The 14,905-nt window shown below is 74.2% G+C and carries 14 protein-coding genes; 3 read left to right on the forward strand and 11 right to left on the reverse strand.

The window, feature by feature from the left end; translation table 11 throughout:
* Nucleotides 1–48 precede the first annotated feature (48 nt).
* The 6 genes from ACYVG5_RS16295 to ACYVG5_RS16320 all read right to left on the reverse strand — a co-directional run bounded on the left by ACYVG5_RS16295 (nucleotide 49) and on the right by ACYVG5_RS16320 (nucleotide 6,511).
* Nucleotides 49–936, reverse strand: a complete 888-nt coding sequence (locus tag ACYVG5_RS16295) for an alpha/beta hydrolase (protein WP_222050138.1) — start codon at nucleotides 934–936, stop codon at nucleotides 49–51.
* Between the two features lie 134 nt (nucleotides 937–1,070).
* Nucleotides 1,071–1,835 (reverse strand): SDR family NAD(P)-dependent oxidoreductase, encoded by a 765-nt coding sequence (locus ACYVG5_RS16300; RefSeq protein ID WP_460683348.1) that lies wholly within the window; start codon nucleotides 1,833–1,835, stop codon nucleotides 1,071–1,073.
* 77 nt (nucleotides 1,836–1,912) lie between these two features.
* A complete protein-coding gene (locus ACYVG5_RS16305) occupies nucleotides 1,913–2,887 on the reverse strand; it encodes an ABC transporter substrate-binding protein (RefSeq protein WP_460683349.1) in 975 nt (324 codons plus the stop codon).
* Between the two features lie 105 nt (nucleotides 2,888–2,992).
* Nucleotides 2,993–4,135, reverse strand: a complete 1,143-nt coding sequence (locus ACYVG5_RS16310) for an LLM class flavin-dependent oxidoreductase (protein ID WP_460683350.1) — start codon at nucleotides 4,133–4,135, stop codon at nucleotides 2,993–2,995.
* A gap of 252 nt (nucleotides 4,136–4,387) precedes the next feature.
* Entirely contained in the window at nucleotides 4,388–4,840 is a 453-nt protein-coding gene (locus tag ACYVG5_RS16315; protein ID WP_222050141.1) for a MarR family winged helix-turn-helix transcriptional regulator, read from the reverse strand.
* A gap of 252 nt (nucleotides 4,841–5,092) precedes the next feature.
* A complete protein-coding gene (locus ACYVG5_RS16320; RefSeq protein ID WP_222050142.1) occupies nucleotides 5,093–6,511 on the reverse strand; it encodes an NAD(P)/FAD-dependent oxidoreductase in 1,419 nt (472 codons plus the stop codon).
* Between the two features lie 123 nt (nucleotides 6,512–6,634).
* On the opposite strand from ACYVG5_RS16320, the gene ACYVG5_RS16325 reads away from it, so the two are divergent.
* Nucleotides 6,635–7,273: an alpha/beta fold hydrolase gene (locus ACYVG5_RS16325; protein ID WP_460683351.1), complete on the forward strand. Its 639-nt coding sequence runs from the start codon at nucleotides 6,635–6,637 to the stop codon at nucleotides 7,271–7,273.
* Here ACYVG5_RS16325 and ACYVG5_RS16330 read toward each other — a convergent pair.
* Entirely contained in the window at nucleotides 7,247–8,176 is a 930-nt protein-coding gene (locus ACYVG5_RS16330) for an alpha/beta hydrolase family protein (protein ID WP_222050144.1), read from the reverse strand. The genes ACYVG5_RS16325 and ACYVG5_RS16330 overlap by 27 nt on opposite strands.
* A 1-nt stretch (nucleotide 8,177) precedes the next feature.
* The gene (locus tag ACYVG5_RS16335; protein WP_222050145.1) at nucleotides 8,178–8,531 is read right to left on the reverse strand and encodes a hypothetical protein; all 354 of its coding nucleotides are present in this window, start codon (nucleotides 8,529–8,531) and stop codon (nucleotides 8,178–8,180) included.
* A gap of 54 nt (nucleotides 8,532–8,585) precedes the next feature.
* Here ACYVG5_RS16335 and ACYVG5_RS16340 point away from each other — a divergent pair, with 54 nt between their 5' ends.
* Complete coding sequence (locus ACYVG5_RS16340; RefSeq protein WP_222050146.1) at nucleotides 8,586–9,110, forward strand: helix-turn-helix domain-containing protein; 525 nt, start codon at nucleotides 8,586–8,588, stop codon at nucleotides 9,108–9,110.
* A 78-nt stretch (nucleotides 9,111–9,188) separates the two neighbouring features.
* Here the strand turns inward: ACYVG5_RS16340 and ACYVG5_RS16345 are convergent, their stop codons facing one another.
* Both ACYVG5_RS16345 and ACYVG5_RS16350 read right to left on the reverse strand, forming a co-directional pair.
* On the reverse strand, nucleotides 9,189–9,689 hold the full coding sequence (locus ACYVG5_RS16345) for a hypothetical protein (protein WP_222050147.1): 501 nt from the start codon (nucleotides 9,687–9,689) through the stop codon (nucleotides 9,189–9,191).
* A gap of 186 nt (nucleotides 9,690–9,875) precedes the next feature.
* Nucleotides 9,876–11,609: a DEAD/DEAH box helicase gene (locus ACYVG5_RS16350; RefSeq protein WP_222050148.1), complete on the reverse strand. Its 1,734-nt coding sequence runs from the start codon at nucleotides 11,607–11,609 to the stop codon at nucleotides 9,876–9,878.
* 346 nt (nucleotides 11,610–11,955) lie between these two features.
* On the opposite strand from ACYVG5_RS16350, the gene ACYVG5_RS16355 reads away from it, so the two are divergent.
* Nucleotides 11,956–13,308 carry an MFS transporter gene (locus tag ACYVG5_RS16355; RefSeq protein ID WP_460683352.1) on the forward strand — a complete coding sequence of 451 codons (1,353 nt, stop codon included), beginning with the start codon at nucleotides 11,956–11,958 and terminating at the stop codon, nucleotides 13,306–13,308.
* Between the two features lie 67 nt (nucleotides 13,309–13,375).
* On the opposite strand, the gene ACYVG5_RS16360 is transcribed toward ACYVG5_RS16355, so the two are convergent.
* Nucleotides 13,376–14,875, reverse strand: coding sequence for an aldehyde dehydrogenase family protein (locus ACYVG5_RS16360; RefSeq protein WP_222050149.1), 1,500 nt, complete (start codon nucleotides 14,873–14,875; stop codon nucleotides 13,376–13,378).
* Nucleotides 14,876–14,905: the final 30 nt, after the last annotated feature.

Consider the following 14,905-nt stretch of genomic DNA (forward strand, 5'->3'; position numbering starts at 1 on the left):
TGGCGCACGACACCAGGAACGGCAGTGCCGCGCCCGGCGACTCTTCCCTCAGTCCGCCTCGGCGGTGTGCTCACCGCGGACGAGGAGCCTGTCGCGGAGGAAGCCGCTGACTGCGGCCAGACTCGCAGGCTCCTCGAAGGCGGCGTCCTCGTGGTTGGCCCCGTGCAGCAGCCACAGGGCCGTGTCGACGCCGTGCGTGCGAAGAGCGTGGAAGAGCCGCCGGCTGTGCTCCGCCGGGATGAGCCCGTCGCGGTCCCCGTGCATGAGCAGGAAGGGGGGTGCCCCCGGGTGGACGTGACTCACCGGACTGGCCGCGCGTGCCTCGTCGGGAACGTCCTCCGCCGCGTCGGCGCCCAGCAGCCGGGCCTCGAATGACGGCTGCACCGGGGGGCCGGTCACGAAGGGGGGAGGAGGTCCCTCGGGCACGTCATTCGCCATCTGCAGCAGGTCCGAGGGGGCGAACCAGCACACGGCGGCCTGCACGGAGGAGTTCCCGAGGTCGGCGTCCCGTCCGTCGGAGGTGAGGGCCAGCAGCGACGCGAGATGGCCGCCGGCCGACGCTCCCCAGACGCCCATCCGGCCCGCGTCGACGCCGTACTCGTGGCCGTGCGCTCGCAGCCATCTGACCGCCGCCCGCGCGTCCTGGAGCGGAGCCGGGAAGGTGGCCTGCTCGCTGAGCCGGTACTGGACCGCGGCCACCGCGACCCCGTTGCCGGCCACCGGGACGAGGCGCTCGGCGGCCCGGTCGGCCCGCGACCCGCGCATCCAACCGCCTCCGTGCAGCCACACACAGAGGGGAGCCGGAGGGCCGTCGGGGACGTACAGGTCCAGCCGGAGGTCGTGCCCATCCGCGACGGAGTAGACGAGGTCCCGGCGCACGCGTGGACCATCCGCCCGCGCCTCCCCGCGCGCGGGGCGCTGCGTCGTGGTCACCATGGGGGGATCCCCAAAGTGGCGTCCGCGACACCGGGTCCGGTCATGTCTGTCCTCACTGAGGTCACGGGCTCCTCGGGTGCCCTGGGTCGAATCGGGAACGGGCCGCTCGCCGGGTGTGGCTCCCGGACGTGGCGTCAGCTGAAGGCGAGGCCGCCGTCCACGATCAGGGTCTGGCCGGTGATGAAGCCGCTCCCCCGTGAGCAGAGGAAGGAGACCGCAGGGCAGAGGTCGCTGGGTTCCATCCGTCGCGGTACCGCACGACGTCCCGCGGAGGCCGCGAGGTAGTCGTCGTCGTTCATGTCGCGCGTGGCCTCGGTCTCGACGAGCCCGGGAGCGATGGCGTTGACGGTGATGCCGTCCCGGCCGACCTCGCGCGCCACGCTGCGGGTCAGCGCGATGACCGCGCCCTTGGAGGCGGTGTAGTGCGCGAAGTAGGGCACACCCATGTGCACCGTGGACGAGGCGATGTTGACCATGCGGCCGCGGCCCTGCCGCTTCATGACAGGGTGCACGGCTCGCATCCCCAGCCAGACGCCACGCGTGTTCACCGCCATCACCCTGTCCCACTCAGCGACGGTGATGTCCGTGAACGGCCGCTTCGACCCCAGGCCCTGGTAGATCGCTGCGTTATTGATCAGGGCGTCGATTCGTCCGTGGCGGTCCAGGGCCGCGCCCACCAGCTGGGCCCAGGACGCCTCGTCGCTCACATCGGCGTGCACGTGCGTGACGTCCAGGCCGTCGGTCGTCCATCCCGCCCGGGCGACGTCCGCCGTGACGACGGCCGCGCCTGCTGCGGCGAGATGCCGGCTCACCTCGGCGCCGATCCCCTGGGCGCCACCGGTCACCACGACGACCGTTCCCGGTTCGACGTCGCTCGCCTGCCACTGGGGTCGCTCCACCTGTGCTCCTCCCGCCTCCGCCGGCCCGGTCCGGCGCTCGTGGCGGTCGTCCGGGCCGGCCGGCATCCCGACGGGGGTCACTGCTCGGGCAGGAGCGCGTCCAGGTCGGCGGGGGACTCGAGGATCCCGTAGCGCGACCCGACCTCGGACATGTACTCCAGGGACGCCCGATCCAGTTCCCGTGGCCAGCCCGCCAGCGTGATCGCCTCGGCCAGTTCCGGGGTGAGCTCCGTGTAGCTCCCGAGGATGCGCCGCGCCTCGTCGGGGTTGTCGGTCGCGTAGGCGAAGGACTCCTGCAGGCCCTCGACGAAGGCTTCCACCAGCTCCGGGTCGGACTGCGCGAGTTCCGTCGTCGTGAAGTAGGCGCCGATGAGCAAGGGCTCGTCCTGTACCTCGGCGAAGACGTTGGAGAGGCAGCGCGCTCCCTGCTGGAGCGCGATCGTCTTGAACGGTTCGACCGCCACGCCGGCGTCCACCTGTCGGTTCGCGATGACCTGCGGCACGTCGGGATGCGCAATCTCCACGAACTGAATGCTCGATGAGTCGGCGCCCGCCCCATCCACGAGGTCGCGGATGACCGCCACGTTGATGTTGTTCAGCGTGTTGGTGCTGACCCGGGCTCCGGCCAGGTCAGTCACGGACTGCAGGGAACTGTCCGCGGGCACGATCACACAGGCGAAGTCTTCTGCAGGGTCGCCGGTCGATGCGTTCCCGGGGGCGACGACCTGGATCGGCAGCCCGGCCTCCTGCCCCACCAGTAGGGAAAGCGTGTTGCTGAACGCGAAATCCATCTGCCCGCTCACCACGGCAGGCACGAGTGCGGCGCCGCCCTGGCCGCTCACCAGCTCCAGCTCCAGCCCGCGATCAGAGAAGAAGCCCTGTTCGACGCCGAGGTACAGGGGGGCGACGTCGGCGATCGGGATGACACCGACGGTCACCTGGCGGGGCGCGTCGCTCGAGCCGGCGCCCGTGGTCCCGCCGTCGGCACCTCCGCCGCACGCTGTGAGCAACACCGAGCAGGACAACAGGACGGTCAGGCGCAGGCGGGACATGGAGAGCCTCTCGACGTTGGGGGGATCGCATGGGCGGGTGTAGGGAAGCAGTGCTGGCCGGTCGCGCGGCCGAGGCCGCGACCGACCCGGTCGGTCGGTCGGTCGTCAGACGCTGGGGGGTGGACCGACGGCAGACGACGTGAGTCCGGCGCGGGGCGAGGTCGCCGACAGGACGGCGGGTACCACCTCGTCGCGGAACAGGCGCACGGAGGCGAGGACCGCCTCGACATCGAGTGAGCCCCAGGCGAAGGCGCCGGCGAGGTAGTTGATCTCGCCGACCGTCACGGCCTCGGTCACCTGGGCGGCGACGGTCTCCGGCGAGCCGACGAAGAGCTTGCGCTCGGCGACCAGTTGGTCGAAGTCCAGCGGGCCGGTGAACCGGTCGCTGCCGTGGAGCCGCCAGAGGTGGGTGAAGCTGGCGTAGTGGTCCTCGAACGCCGGCCGGGCGAGTGCGGTGGCCTCCTCGTCGGTCGCCGCCACGACCACGTGCCGGAGCAGGCCGAAGCGCGGCGTCCGCCCGGGCAGGCTGTAGCGGACGCTGCCACGAGCTGCCGACTCATGGAAGTGGGAGAAGAAGATCCGGCTCTGCTCGCGGATCACCTGGAGGGGTGGGGACACGAACCCGAACCCGAAGAGCACGTTGTACCCCTCGTCGCCCAGTCGCGGGATCGAGGCGGCGTTCGACGACGGGTACCACAGCGGGGGGTGGGGCCGCTGGTACACGGGCACGTGCAGCTCGATCTCCTCGCCGGACGGGCCCTCGGCCCCCGGGCGCCGGAACCGTCCGGTCTCCAGGGCCTCGACGATGGCCGGGAACAGCGTCTCGAACTGTTCGGCGGTCTGTGGCGGGGTCAGCCCGTACATCGCCGCCTCGATGGGGGAGGAGCCCTTCCCCACGCCGACGTCGAGCCGGCCGTGGCTGAGTTGGTCGAGCATGCAGATCTCCTGCACCAGCCGGAGCGGGTCGTACAGCGGCACGATGAAGGTCGTGGGAGCCAGCCGGATCCGCTCGGTCTCCCGCGCCGCAGCGGCGATGAACACCGAGGGAGAAGGTGCCAGGCCCAGCGGCGTGCCGTGGTGCTCGGCGATGTGATAGGTGCTGAACCCGCCTCGGTCGGCCTCGGCCAGGATGCGGAGCCGGGCCTCGTAGACCTCGGCGGTCGACAGGCCCGGAGCGGCATCGATCCAGTCGAACAGGCCGAACTCGAGGTCGGGTGCGGGATCCTGCTCGGCCGGCTGTGCGCACATCATCGTTGTCCCTCTGGGTTCAGGGTCGGGTGGTTAGCTCGGTTCCGGCTGCTGGTGGGCGGCGGTCAGGCACCCGCCGGGCGGACCGGCGCGGCCGAGCGTGGAAGACGGGCCGGACACGGGCGTGGCTCTGGCGAGCACGGACGGTCAGGCCGCGTACGAGCGGTGTGCGGCATCACAGGGGTGTGACGTGCCTCATTAAGCCGCAGGCAAGTTCGTACGTTAAGAAATCTTTCAGGCGAGCGCAAGGGCTCACTCCGCCGCGATGAACTCCTCGAGGAGCTGGAGGAACACCGTCGTCTTCTCCGGGGGGAGCCGGGCCTCGAAGGCCTGGCGGAGCTGCTCGACGCGGGGCTCGATCTCGGCGCGCAGGGCCAGGCCGGCGTCGGTGAGCCGGAGCTCGAAGCGGCGTCCGTCCTGGGTGGACCGCTCCATGGTCAGGTAGCCGGCCGCCTTCAACCTGTGGACGACGGCGTGCGTGCTCGCCGGGTCGAGGGCGATCAACCGGGCGATGCTTGCCTGGTCGAGCGGTTCGTGACGGGCGAGCGTCGACAGCACGGCGTACTGCACGGAGGACACCGAGCCCGCGACGTAGCGGGTCCACATCTCGGTGTGCACCTGGCTGGCCCGTCGGATCAGGTGGCCCGGGAGGTGGGCGAGGTGCGGTGCGACGTCCGGACAGGAGGTGTCTGCGCTCGTCGCCACGGGGCCAGTCTATGGATTGGGGGGACTGTTGTCCGACTCGCGGAGGACGTCGAGGTGCGGGTTGTCCGCGAGGCGGCTCGGTCGTTGCCGTCACTCACGGCGGCGCGCAGGCCACCATCGAGGCGTTCACCGAGACCCAGTGGGTGACGCTGCGCGGCGACCTGCCGGCCTATCCGTTCTGATCCCCGGCTGACACGGCACCGGCCCGGCCCCCGCGCTGCGGGGGCCGGGCCGGTGCCGTCCGTGCCGGGGTCAGGCGGACCTGCGTCCCGTCATGTCGACGCGGTCGCCGATCCGGCGTCGTCCGCCGGTCTTGGAGGCCTCGAAGTCGGGGCCGAGCTCCTCCAGCGCCAGCCGGCCGTAGACCTGCTGCTGGGTGGCGGCCCGCTCGGAGCGGCCGCGGCCCAGGAAGCTGACCATCCAGTGCAGCACCGTGGTGACCCGGCTGCGGAAGCCGACGATGTAGGCCAGGTGCACGACCAGCCACATCATCCAGGCGAGGAAGCCGCTGAGCTTCAGCTTGCCGACCTGGGCGACCGCGGAGAACCGCGAGATCGTCGCCATGCTGCCCTTGTCGTGGTAGTGGAACTCCGGCGCCGTCGGCCGGCCGGCGAGCCGCGCCGTGATGGCGTCGGCGGCGAAGCGGCCGCCCTGGATGGCGACCTGCGCGACGCCGGGGAGCCGGTTCAGGCTGATCATGTCGCCGACGACGTGCACCTCGGGGTGGCCGGGCAGCGTCAGGTCGGACTGGACGGTGATCCGGCCGGCCCGGTCGACCGCGGCGCCGGACTGCTCACCCAGCTGCCTGCCCAGCGGGCTGGCCTGCACGCCGGCCGCCCAGATCTTGGTGGCGGCGCGGATGCGGCGCTCCTGCCCGTCGGCGTCCTTGACCACGATGCCCTCGGCGTCGACGTCGGTCACCATCGCGCCCAGCTGGACCTCGATGCCGATCTCGTTGAGCCGCGTGTGCGCCTTCTTGCCCAGGTCGCCGAAGGGCGGCAGCACCTGGTCAGCGGCGTCCAGCAGGATCACCCGGGCCGAGCTCGGGTCGATCCGGGTGAAGTCGCGGTGCAGGGTGCGGCGGGCCAGCTCGGCGATCTGGCCGGCCATCTCCACCCCGGTCGGGCCGGCGCCGACGACCACGAAGGTGAGCAGCCGGTCGATCTCGGCCGGGTCGGTGGCGAGCTCGGCCAGCTCGAACGCGCCGAAGATCCGCCCGCGCAGCTCCAGGGCGTCGTCGATGCTCTTCATGCCGGGTGCGTGCTCGGCGAAGTGGTCGTTGCCGAAGTAGGACTGGCCGGCGCCGGCGGCGACGATGAGCTCGTCGTAGGGATGCACGGCGGTGCGGCCCAGCACGGTCGAGGTGACGGTGCGGGCAGCGAGGTCGATGTCGGTGACCTCGCCGAGCACCACCCGGGTGTTCTTCTGGGAGTTGAGGATCTCCCGGGTCGCCGGGGCGATCTCACCCTGGGAGAGGATCCCGGTGGCTACTTGGTAGAGCAGCGGCTGGAACAGGTGGTGGGTGGTCTTGGCGACCAGGGTGATGTCGACGGGCGCCTTGCGGAGGCGCTGGGCGGCGAACAGCCCACCGAACCCCGACCCGACGATGACCACCCGGGGTCGCGTTGCGGTGGTCTGGCCGGTGGTCACGGTGCCTCCTGATGTCGTCATGATGACTCATCCTCCCACTTCGCTCCTGGTACCCGCGGCCGCCTTGGGGCGGCCGGCAGGTCTGCGAGCGCGCCGGTGAGCTCTGCCAGGTGCAGCACCGGGGAGTGCCCGGGTGTTCCCCGGGTGGTGCTGGTTCCGGGACTGGGCCTGGACCGGCGGTCCTCGGCCCGGCTGCGGAGGCTGGTGGCGGCCGACGTGGTGCACCTGCCGGGCATGGGACGGCGGTCACCGGTACCCGCCCTCGACGAGCTCGCCGCCCGCCTGCTGGCCGGGATCGGGCCGGGCCCGGTGGTGCTGGTCGGGCACTCGCAGAGCTGCCAGGTGGTCGTCGCCGCGGCCGCGGACCCGCGGGTCGCCGGCCTGCTGCTGCTGGGGCCGACGACCGACCCGCGGCTGCGCCGACTGGGGGTGCTCGCCGCGCGCTGGGTGCGGACGGCGGTGCGCGAGCCGGTGTGGCAGCTGCCGCTCGTGCTGTCCCAGTGGCTGCGGACCGGGCCGCGGGCGATGACCGCGCTGTGGCGGGTCACCGCACCGGACCGGATCGATGCCCGGCTCGCGGGCGTGGCGGTGCCGGTGGTGGTCGTCCGGGGCACCCGGGATGCGCTGTGCCCGCACGACTGGGCCGCCCGCCTGGCCGGCTGCGCACCGGCCGGCCGGCTGGTCGAGCTGCCGGGGGCGGCGCACATGACGGTGCAGACCCACCCGGGCGACGTCTCCCGGCTGGTGGCGGGCCTGTCAGGCGACCGGGCGGACGAGGGCTGAGCACCAGCCGGCCACGGTCTCCAGCACCGCCGGGTCGACCGGGCGGCGCAGCTCCTCCCGGTAGGCGCGCAACGAGGCCGGGCCGGGCTGGCGGCGCAGCGTGTGCGTCAGGTCGGGCACCCGGTGCACGGTGACCGGGGCGGGCACGGTCGCCGCGATGACGTCGAGGTCGGCCGGGTCCACCTGGAGGTCCTTCTCGCCGGTGAGCGCCAGCACCGGCACGGTCACCCGGGCGAGGTCGGTGCGCGGGTCGTGGTCGAGGAACTCCCGGGTCCAGCGGGCGTTGAGCCGGGCGCCGTCGATCCGGGCGATGTCGGTGGTGGTGGCCCGGATCTTCGTGTGGTTGGCCGCGACCCTGGTCTCCAGGTCGGTGCGCAGCAGCCGGAGCACCCCGCGCACGGGTGCGGGGAGTGTGGGCGCCAGCTGCCGGGCCTGCCAGCGGAGCAGCTGTTCACCCGGCGTGGCGCTGCACGACAGCAGCACGAGCCCGGCCGGTGGTGCGCCCCGGGCGGCGAGCGCGGCGGCGAGCAGTGCTCCCTCGCTGTGCCCGGCGACCACCAGGCGCGCCGGGTCGACCTCGGGACGTGCGGCGAGGGTGTCGCGGGCCGCGGCGAGGTCGTCGAGGTTGTCGTAGAGGCCGGCGGCCCGCCAGTCACCGGGGCTGGCGCCGACACCCCGCTTGTCGTAGCGCAGCGAGGCGAACCCGGCCGCGGCGAGGGTGGTCGCCAGCTGCCGGGCCACGTCGAACTGCATCCGGCGGTGGTTGGAGTTCCGGTCGATCGGGCCCGAGCCGGAGGCGATCAGCACGGCCGGGACGGGGCCGGTCGCGGCCCGGTTGTCCGGCAGGGCCAGCGTGCCGGCCAGCTCCTGGTCCCCGGTCAGGACGACGTCCTGCTTGCGCACGTCAGCCGACCGGCCGCAGGCGGGTGAGCTCGGCCGCCGTGGCGGCCGGGTCGGGGAGCCCGACCAGCACGGTGTCGAACCGCTGGCCGGTCAGCCGCAGCCGCAGCGCGGGCCGGCCGCCCCGCACGCTGACGAAGGACCGCTCGCCGCGCCGCCGCCAGGTGCCGATCCTGCGGCTGGGGAGGCCCAGCCCGGGGGCGCGCAGGCCGCGGACGGCGGCGGCCCCGTCGGGCACGACCTCGACGTCGGTGACGGCACCGAGCGGCACGGTGAGGTCGCGCAGCAGGCCGGCGATCTTCTCGCGCCGGGCGAGCTGGACGGTGAGGGTCTCGGTGGTCATCTGCACGGTCGCCATGGCATTATCATTCCCATCCATGCGAATGATGTCAACTATGAGAACGGTGAGTCGATGGCCTCCGCCGACCTCCTGCTGCACCCGGTCCGGCTGCGCGTCGTCCAGGCCTTCCTGGGCGACCGCGTGCTCACCACCGCCGAGCTGCACGAGCTGCTGCCCGACGTCCCGACCGCCACCCTGTACCGGCACGTCGCGACCCTGACCGACGCCGGCCTGCTGACCGTGGTGGCCGAGCGCCGGGTCCGCGGCGCGGCGGAGCGGACCTACCGGCTGGTGCTCGAGGCCGCGTCGGTGGCGCCGGCCGACACGGCCGGGATGACCGCTGCCGACCACGGCCGCGCGTTCACCAGCTTCGTCGGGGCGCTGCTGGCCGACTTCGGCCGCTACCTCGACCGGGGGGACGTCGACCCGGCCCGCGACGGGGTCGGCTACCGGCAGGCCGCGCTGTGGCTGGACGACGAGGAGTTCGCCGCCTTCCTGGTCGACCTCCGGAACGTCGTCGGCCGGCGGCTCGAGCTCCAGCCCGACGGGCAGCGGCGGCGGCGGTTGGTCAGCACGGTGCTCGTCCCCGGCGACTGAGCGCGCCGTCCCGCGACACCGGAGGACGCCGGCCGGACCGCCGGAGCGGCCGGGCCGGCGTCGGGGTGTGCCGGGGGATCAGGCGCGCTTGGCGGCCTTCTTCGCCGCCTTCCGGGTGTTCCGAGCGGCCCGGGCGGCGGCCTTGGAGGGCTTGGGTCCGCGGTCGAGCAAGCCGCTGGTGAGCAGGCCGAGCCCGATGCCCAGCATCCACACGTCCTTGGAGATCGGCAGCCCCTCCTGGGTGGGGGCCACGCTCTTGCCGGGCTTGGTCATGCCCGGGGTGCGCAGGTAGAGGCCGAGCAGGCCGGCGGAGAACCCGGTGAGCGCGGCGCCGGCGACGGCAGTGGGCACGAACGGCATCAGCAGGGCCGCGCCGATCGTGATCTCCGTGGTGGACAGCGTCCTGGCGAAGGTGGCCGGCGGGACGTCCTTGAGGAACGGGTAGGTGCCGGCGGCGAAGCCGTGCAGCCCGGCGGCGGTGCCCTCGTCGGCGTTCCGCTTGCCGAGGCCGGAGTTGAGGATGAACGCCCCGGTCGCGATGCGGGGGGCGATCTCGCTGGGGGTGATGGGCAGGCGCATGACGACCTCACTGGGGAACGGGGATGGTGCAGTGCTCAACCGCATCCTTCCCCGCCACCACCGCGGCCACCAGACGGGGCCCGGGGGGATCGTGCTCCCCGCCACGCCGGACGGGCCGGGCGCCGCCTCCCGCAGGAGACGGTGCCCGGCCCGTCGGACGGTCGGCCGGCCCGGAGGCCGGAGTGGTCAGCGCCCCGATCGACCACGACCGCGGCCGGCGCCGGCCGGCGCCTGCCCCGCGCGGGCAGCGAGCTCGGCCCGGGTGCGCGCCGGGCCCGCCGACCGGCCGGACGAGGAGCCCGAGCCGCCACCGCGGCCCGACCGGCTGGGTGCCGCCGGCGAGCCTCCGCCGCCGCTGCGACGACGGCCGCTCCCGCCGGTGCCCTGCGGCTGCGGAGCCGGCGCGGGCGCCGGCTCGACGTGCGGCGCCGCCGGTCCGGTGAGGGCCACGATCTCCCGGGCCCCGGGCTTGATGGCCGCGACCTCCGGGGTGATGCCGGCCTGGCGGGTGAGCAGTCGCACCTCGCCGGCCTGGTCCGGCGTGGCGATGGTGACGACGATGCCGCCGGCACCGGCGCGGGCGGTCCGGCCCGAACGGTGCAGGTAGGCCTTGTGCTCGGCCGGCGGGTCGACGTGCACGACCAGCGCGACGTCGTCGACGTGGATGCCGCGGGCGGCGATGTCGGTCGCGCACAGCACCCGGGTCTCGCCGTTGCTGAACGCCTCGAGGTTGCGCTCGCGGGCGTTCTGGCTGAGGTTGCCGTGCAGGTCGACGGCCGGCACGCCGGCGGCGGTGAGCTGCTTGGCCAGCTTCTTCGCCTGGTGCTTGGTGCGGGTGAACAGCAGGCTGCGGCCCAGGCCGGAGGCCAGCTGCTGGACGATCGCCGGCTTGTCGGCGGCGTCGACCCGGAACACGTGGTGCGTCATCGTCGAGACGGGCGCGACCGCGGGGTCGACCGAGTGGGTGGTCGGCCGGTCGAGGTAGCGCTTGATGAGCACGTCGACGCCGTTGTCCAGGGTGGCGGAGAACAGCAGCCGCTGGCCGACCTTGGGGGTGCGGTCCAGCAGCCGCTTGACGCCGGGCAGGAAGCCCAGGTCGGCCATGTGGTCCGCCTCGTCGAGGATGGTGACCTCGACGGCGCCGAGGTCGCAGTGACCCTGGCCGATCAGGTCCTCGAGCCGGCCGGGGCAGGCGATGAGCACGTCGACACCGCCGGCCAGTGCCTGCACCTGCGGGTTCTGCCCCACGCCACCGAACACGACGGTGGTCTTCATGTTCAGCGCGCGGGCCAGCGGGTCGACGACGGCGGCGACCTGGTTGGCCAGCTCACGGGTCGGCACCAGGATCAGCGACCGCGGCCGGCGCGGCTGCCGCTTGCTGGTGGAGGCGGCCAGCCGCGCGACCAGCGGGATGGAGAACGCCAGGGTCTTGCCCGAGCCGGTGCGGCCGCGGCCGAGCACGTCACGGCCGGCCAGGGTGTCCGGCAGTGTCGCGACCTGGATCGGGAACGGCGCGGTGATGCCGCTCGCGGTGAGCACCTCGACCAGCGGGGCGGGCACGCCGAGGTCGGCGAACGTGGTGTCGGTGGGCAGCACGGTCGGGGCGTCCCCGGCCGGGACGACGGCAGTGCTGTGGGTCTCGGCGGCAGTGCCGCGGGTCCCGGCGACCGGGGCGGCCGAGTCCTCGGGGCGCGGGCCGACGCCGCGACCGCGGCCGCCGCGACGGCGCCGGTTGCGGGGGCCGTCGGAGTTGTCCGCGGGTGCGCCGGCCGCGGCGTCCGCCGGTGCGGCGGTCCGGGGGGCCTGCGGCGGCTGGAAGGCGGGGGTCGCCGGAGTGCCGGTCGGTGCGGTGGCCGGCCGGGTGGCGCGGCGACGCGAGCGGTCGGCGCTGTCGGCGGGGGGGAGGGCAGGGGTGGTCATGGGGAGGAGTCCTCAACGGTCCGGTGGCCACCGTCGATCCGCCGGGCGCGGGGCCGCCGCAGGGGGCCGCTTCGCTCATCCGGGTCGGACGTCGGGTCGCCGGCGCGCCTCGGTGGCGCAGCCTCGCGCCGACGTCGAGTCCACACGCTCTCGGATGAGCGAGGGGCGGCGCCGGTGACCCCCACCCTGCCAGATGCGCAGCGTGACGGGGCGGGCACGGGGGGAGTTCCTGCTCACATCGGTCCGCACCCGGCACCGCAGCGACCCGCCCCCGGTACCGATGCCGGCGCGGCGAGCGGCAGCGGGGCCGCTGGTTGGGGAGGCAGCGGAACCGGAGGATGGCGCCGTGACCACCGCACCGCCCGCCACGCCGTCCCCGGCCGCCGTTCCGCACACCCGCCGGGTGCACCCGGCGTGGTGGGTGGCCGCGGTGACCTTCCTGGCGCTGATCGGTGCCGCGGCCTTCCGCGCCGTCCCCGGGGTGCTGATCGATCCGCTGCGCGAGGAGTTCGGCTGGTCGCTGTCCACGATCTCCCTGGCGGTGGCGATCAACCTGGCGCTCTACGGCCTCACCGCGCCGTTCGCCGCGGCCCTGATGGACCGGTTCGGCATCCGCCGCGTCGTCGTCGCGGCCCTGCTGGTGGTGGCCGGAGGCAGCGGCCTCACCGTCTTCATGACGGCGAGCTGGCAGCTGCTCCTGCTGTGGGGCGTGCTGGTCGGCCTGGGCACCGGGTCGATGGCGCTGGCACTGGTCGCGACGGTCAGCGGCCGGTGGTTCGTCGCCCGCCGCGGCCTGGTCTCGGGTGTGCTGACCGCCGCCGGGGCCACCGGGCAGCTGGTCTTCCTGCCGGTCGTGGCGGTGGTGAGCGAGCGGTGGGGCTGGCGTCCGGCGGCCCTGGGCACGGCCGCCGCCGCGCTGGCCGTCGTCCCGTTCGTGGCGTGGCTGCTCCGCGACCGGCCCCGCGACCTGGGCGTCGCCCCCTACGGCGGCACGCCGGCCGACGACGTCGACCCGGTGGGCGGCAACCCGGCGCGCACCGCGATCCGCGGGCTCACTGGTGCCGTGCGCACCCGGGCGTTCTGGCTGCTCGCCGGCGGCTTTCTCATCTGCGGGGCCTCGACCAACGGCCTGGTGCAGCCGCACTTCATCCCGGCCGCGCACGACCACGGCATGCCGGTGACGACGGCGGCCGGGCTGCTGGCGGTGGTCGGCATCTTCGACGTCGCCGGGACGATCCTCTCCGGCTGGCTCACCGACCGGGTCGACCCCCGGCTGCTGCTGCTGGCCTACTACGGGTTGCGGGGGATGTCGCTGTTCCTGCTGCCCCAGCTGTTCGGGGCCGACCTGCACGCCTCGATGATCGCGTTCATCGTGTTCTACGGCCTGGACTGGGTGGCGACGGTGCCGCCGACGCTGGCGATCTGCCGGCAGTACTTCGGCGCCCGGGCGCCGGTCGTCTTCGGCTGGGTCTTCGCCGCCCACCAGGTCGGCGCGGCGCTGGCCGCGTTCGGGGCCGGCGTCGTCCGCGACGTCACCGGGTCCTACGACGCCGCGTGGTACGGCGCCGCGCTGCTGTGCCTGGTCGCCGCCGCGCTGTCGATCGCGATCCGGCCGCGGCCCGAGCCGCGGCAGGGGGAACCGGACACCGGCCTGCCGAGGACGCCGGTGCAGGCCGCGGCCGACCAGGCGCACGGCTGACCGTTCCGCTGGCGGAACTCGGCACAGCAGCATTGCGGGACGGATGCCGCACCGGAGCCGGGGTGCGTCAGCGGTGCCGGCCGTGCACCAGCCGCATCACCCGGGCCAGCGCGTCGGCGGCCCGCGCCGGCCGGCTGAAGCTCATGACGTTCACCGGCAGGCCGACGCGCTGCCGGGTGATCGCCTTGGCCCGGGTGAACTCGCGCAGCCCGTCCTCGCCGTGGATCCGGCCGAACCCGCTCTCGCCGACCCCGCCGAAGGGCAGCGCGGGCACCGAGGCGAAGGTGAGCACCGAGTTGATCGAGGTCATCCCGCTGCGCATCCGGCGGGCCAGGTCCATCGCCCGGGCCGGGGTGCCGCTGAACACCGCGCCGCCCAGACCGAGCGGGGTGGCGTTGGCCCGGGCCAGCCCTTCCTCGGCGTCGGTCACCCTGGTGATGGTCAGCGTGGGCCCGAACGTCTCCTCCCGGACCGCGGCCGAGGTCTCCGGCACGTCCAGCAGCACGGTCGGCGCGACGAGGACGCCGTCCACGGTGCCGCCGACCACGGCCCGGCCGCCGGTGGCCACGGCATCTGCCAGGTGCCGGCGGACGACGTCGGTCTGGCTCGCCATGGTCATCGGGCCGTAGTCGGCCCCCGCGCCGGTGCCCGGGCGGAGGCCGGCCACCTGTCGGGTCACCTCGGCCACGAACCGGTCGTACACCGCGCCGGTGACGTAGACCCGCTCGATGCCGATGCAGGTCTGGCCGGCGTTACTCATCCCGCCCCACACCGCGGCGTCGGCCGCGGCGGCCACGTCGGCGTCGTCGTCGACGATCATCGCGTCCTTGCCGCCGCACTCCATGAGCACCGGCGTCAGCGTCTCCGCGCAGGCGGCCATCACCGTCCGGCCGGTGGCCGCCGAGCCGGTGAAGGCGAGCTTGCCGACCCCGGCCCGGCACAGCGCGGCGCCGGTCCCGCCGTCGCCGGTCACGACCGAGAAGACGTCGGCCACGTCGGGGACGGCGGCCCGCCAGGCGGCGGCCAGCCACGTGCCGATCGCGGGGGTGAACTCGCTGGGCTTGAAGACGACGGCGTTCCCGGCGGCCAGCGCGTAGGCGATCGAGCCCATCGGGGTGAACACCGGGTAGTTCCACGGCCCGATGACGCCGACCACGCCGAGCGGCTGGTACTCCAGGTACGCGGCGTGGTTGGCCGCCAGCAGCCCCGGGTCGACCTTCCGCGGGCCCAGCGTCCTCGGCGCGTGCGCGGCGGCCCAGGCCAGGTGCTCGACGGCCAGGGTGATCTCCAGGACGGCATCGGCGTGCGGCTTGCCGTTCTCCCGGTGCACCAGGTCGGCCAGTTCGTGCACCCGCCGGGTGACGTACCCGCGGTAGGCGGCCAGCCGCAACCGGCGCTCGGCGAAGCCCAGCGCGGCCCACCGCTCCGCGGCGGTGCGCGCCCGGGCCACGACCGTCGCGACCGTCCCGGCGTCGGCCACCGGGAAGACCCCGATCACCTCGCCGGAGCCGGGATCGGTCGACTCGAACGTCTCGCGGCCGGAGGGCGCGTCGTCGGAGAGCGGCATGGTGCGGCAGGTTACCCGCGGGTAGCGCCG

The organism is Modestobacter lapidis (assembly GCF_054780755.1).

Coding starts and splice junctions, on each gene's coding strand:
- ACYVG5_RS16295 (WP_222050138.1), bottom strand. CDS start 936: ATGGTGACCACGACGCAGCGCCCCGCGCGCGGGGAGGCGCGGGCGGAT.
- ACYVG5_RS16305 (WP_460683349.1), bottom strand. CDS start 2,887: ATGTCCCGCCTGCGCCTGACCGTCCTGTTGTCCTGCTCGGTGTTGCTC.
- ACYVG5_RS16310 (WP_460683350.1), bottom strand. CDS start 4,135: ATGTGCGCACAGCCGGCCGAGCAGGATCCCGCACCCGACCTCGAGTTC.
- ACYVG5_RS16320 (WP_222050142.1), bottom strand. CDS start 6,511: ATGACGACATCAGGAGGCACCGTGACCACCGGCCAGACCACCGCAACG.
- ACYVG5_RS16335 (WP_222050145.1), bottom strand. CDS start 8,531: ATGGCGACCGTGCAGATGACCACCGAGACCCTCACCGTCCAGCTCGCC.
- ACYVG5_RS16340 (WP_222050146.1), top strand. CDS start 8,586: ATGGCCTCCGCCGACCTCCTGCTGCACCCGGTCCGGCTGCGCGTCGTC.
- ACYVG5_RS16345 (WP_222050147.1), bottom strand. CDS start 9,689: ATGCGCCTGCCCATCACCCCCAGCGAGATCGCCCCCCGCATCGCGACC.
- ACYVG5_RS16350 (WP_222050148.1), bottom strand. CDS start 11,609: ATGACCACCCCTGCCCTCCCCCCCGCCGACAGCGCCGACCGCTCGCGT.
- ACYVG5_RS16360 (WP_222050149.1), bottom strand. CDS start 14,875: ATGCCGCTCTCCGACGACGCGCCCTCCGGCCGCGAGACGTTCGAGTCG.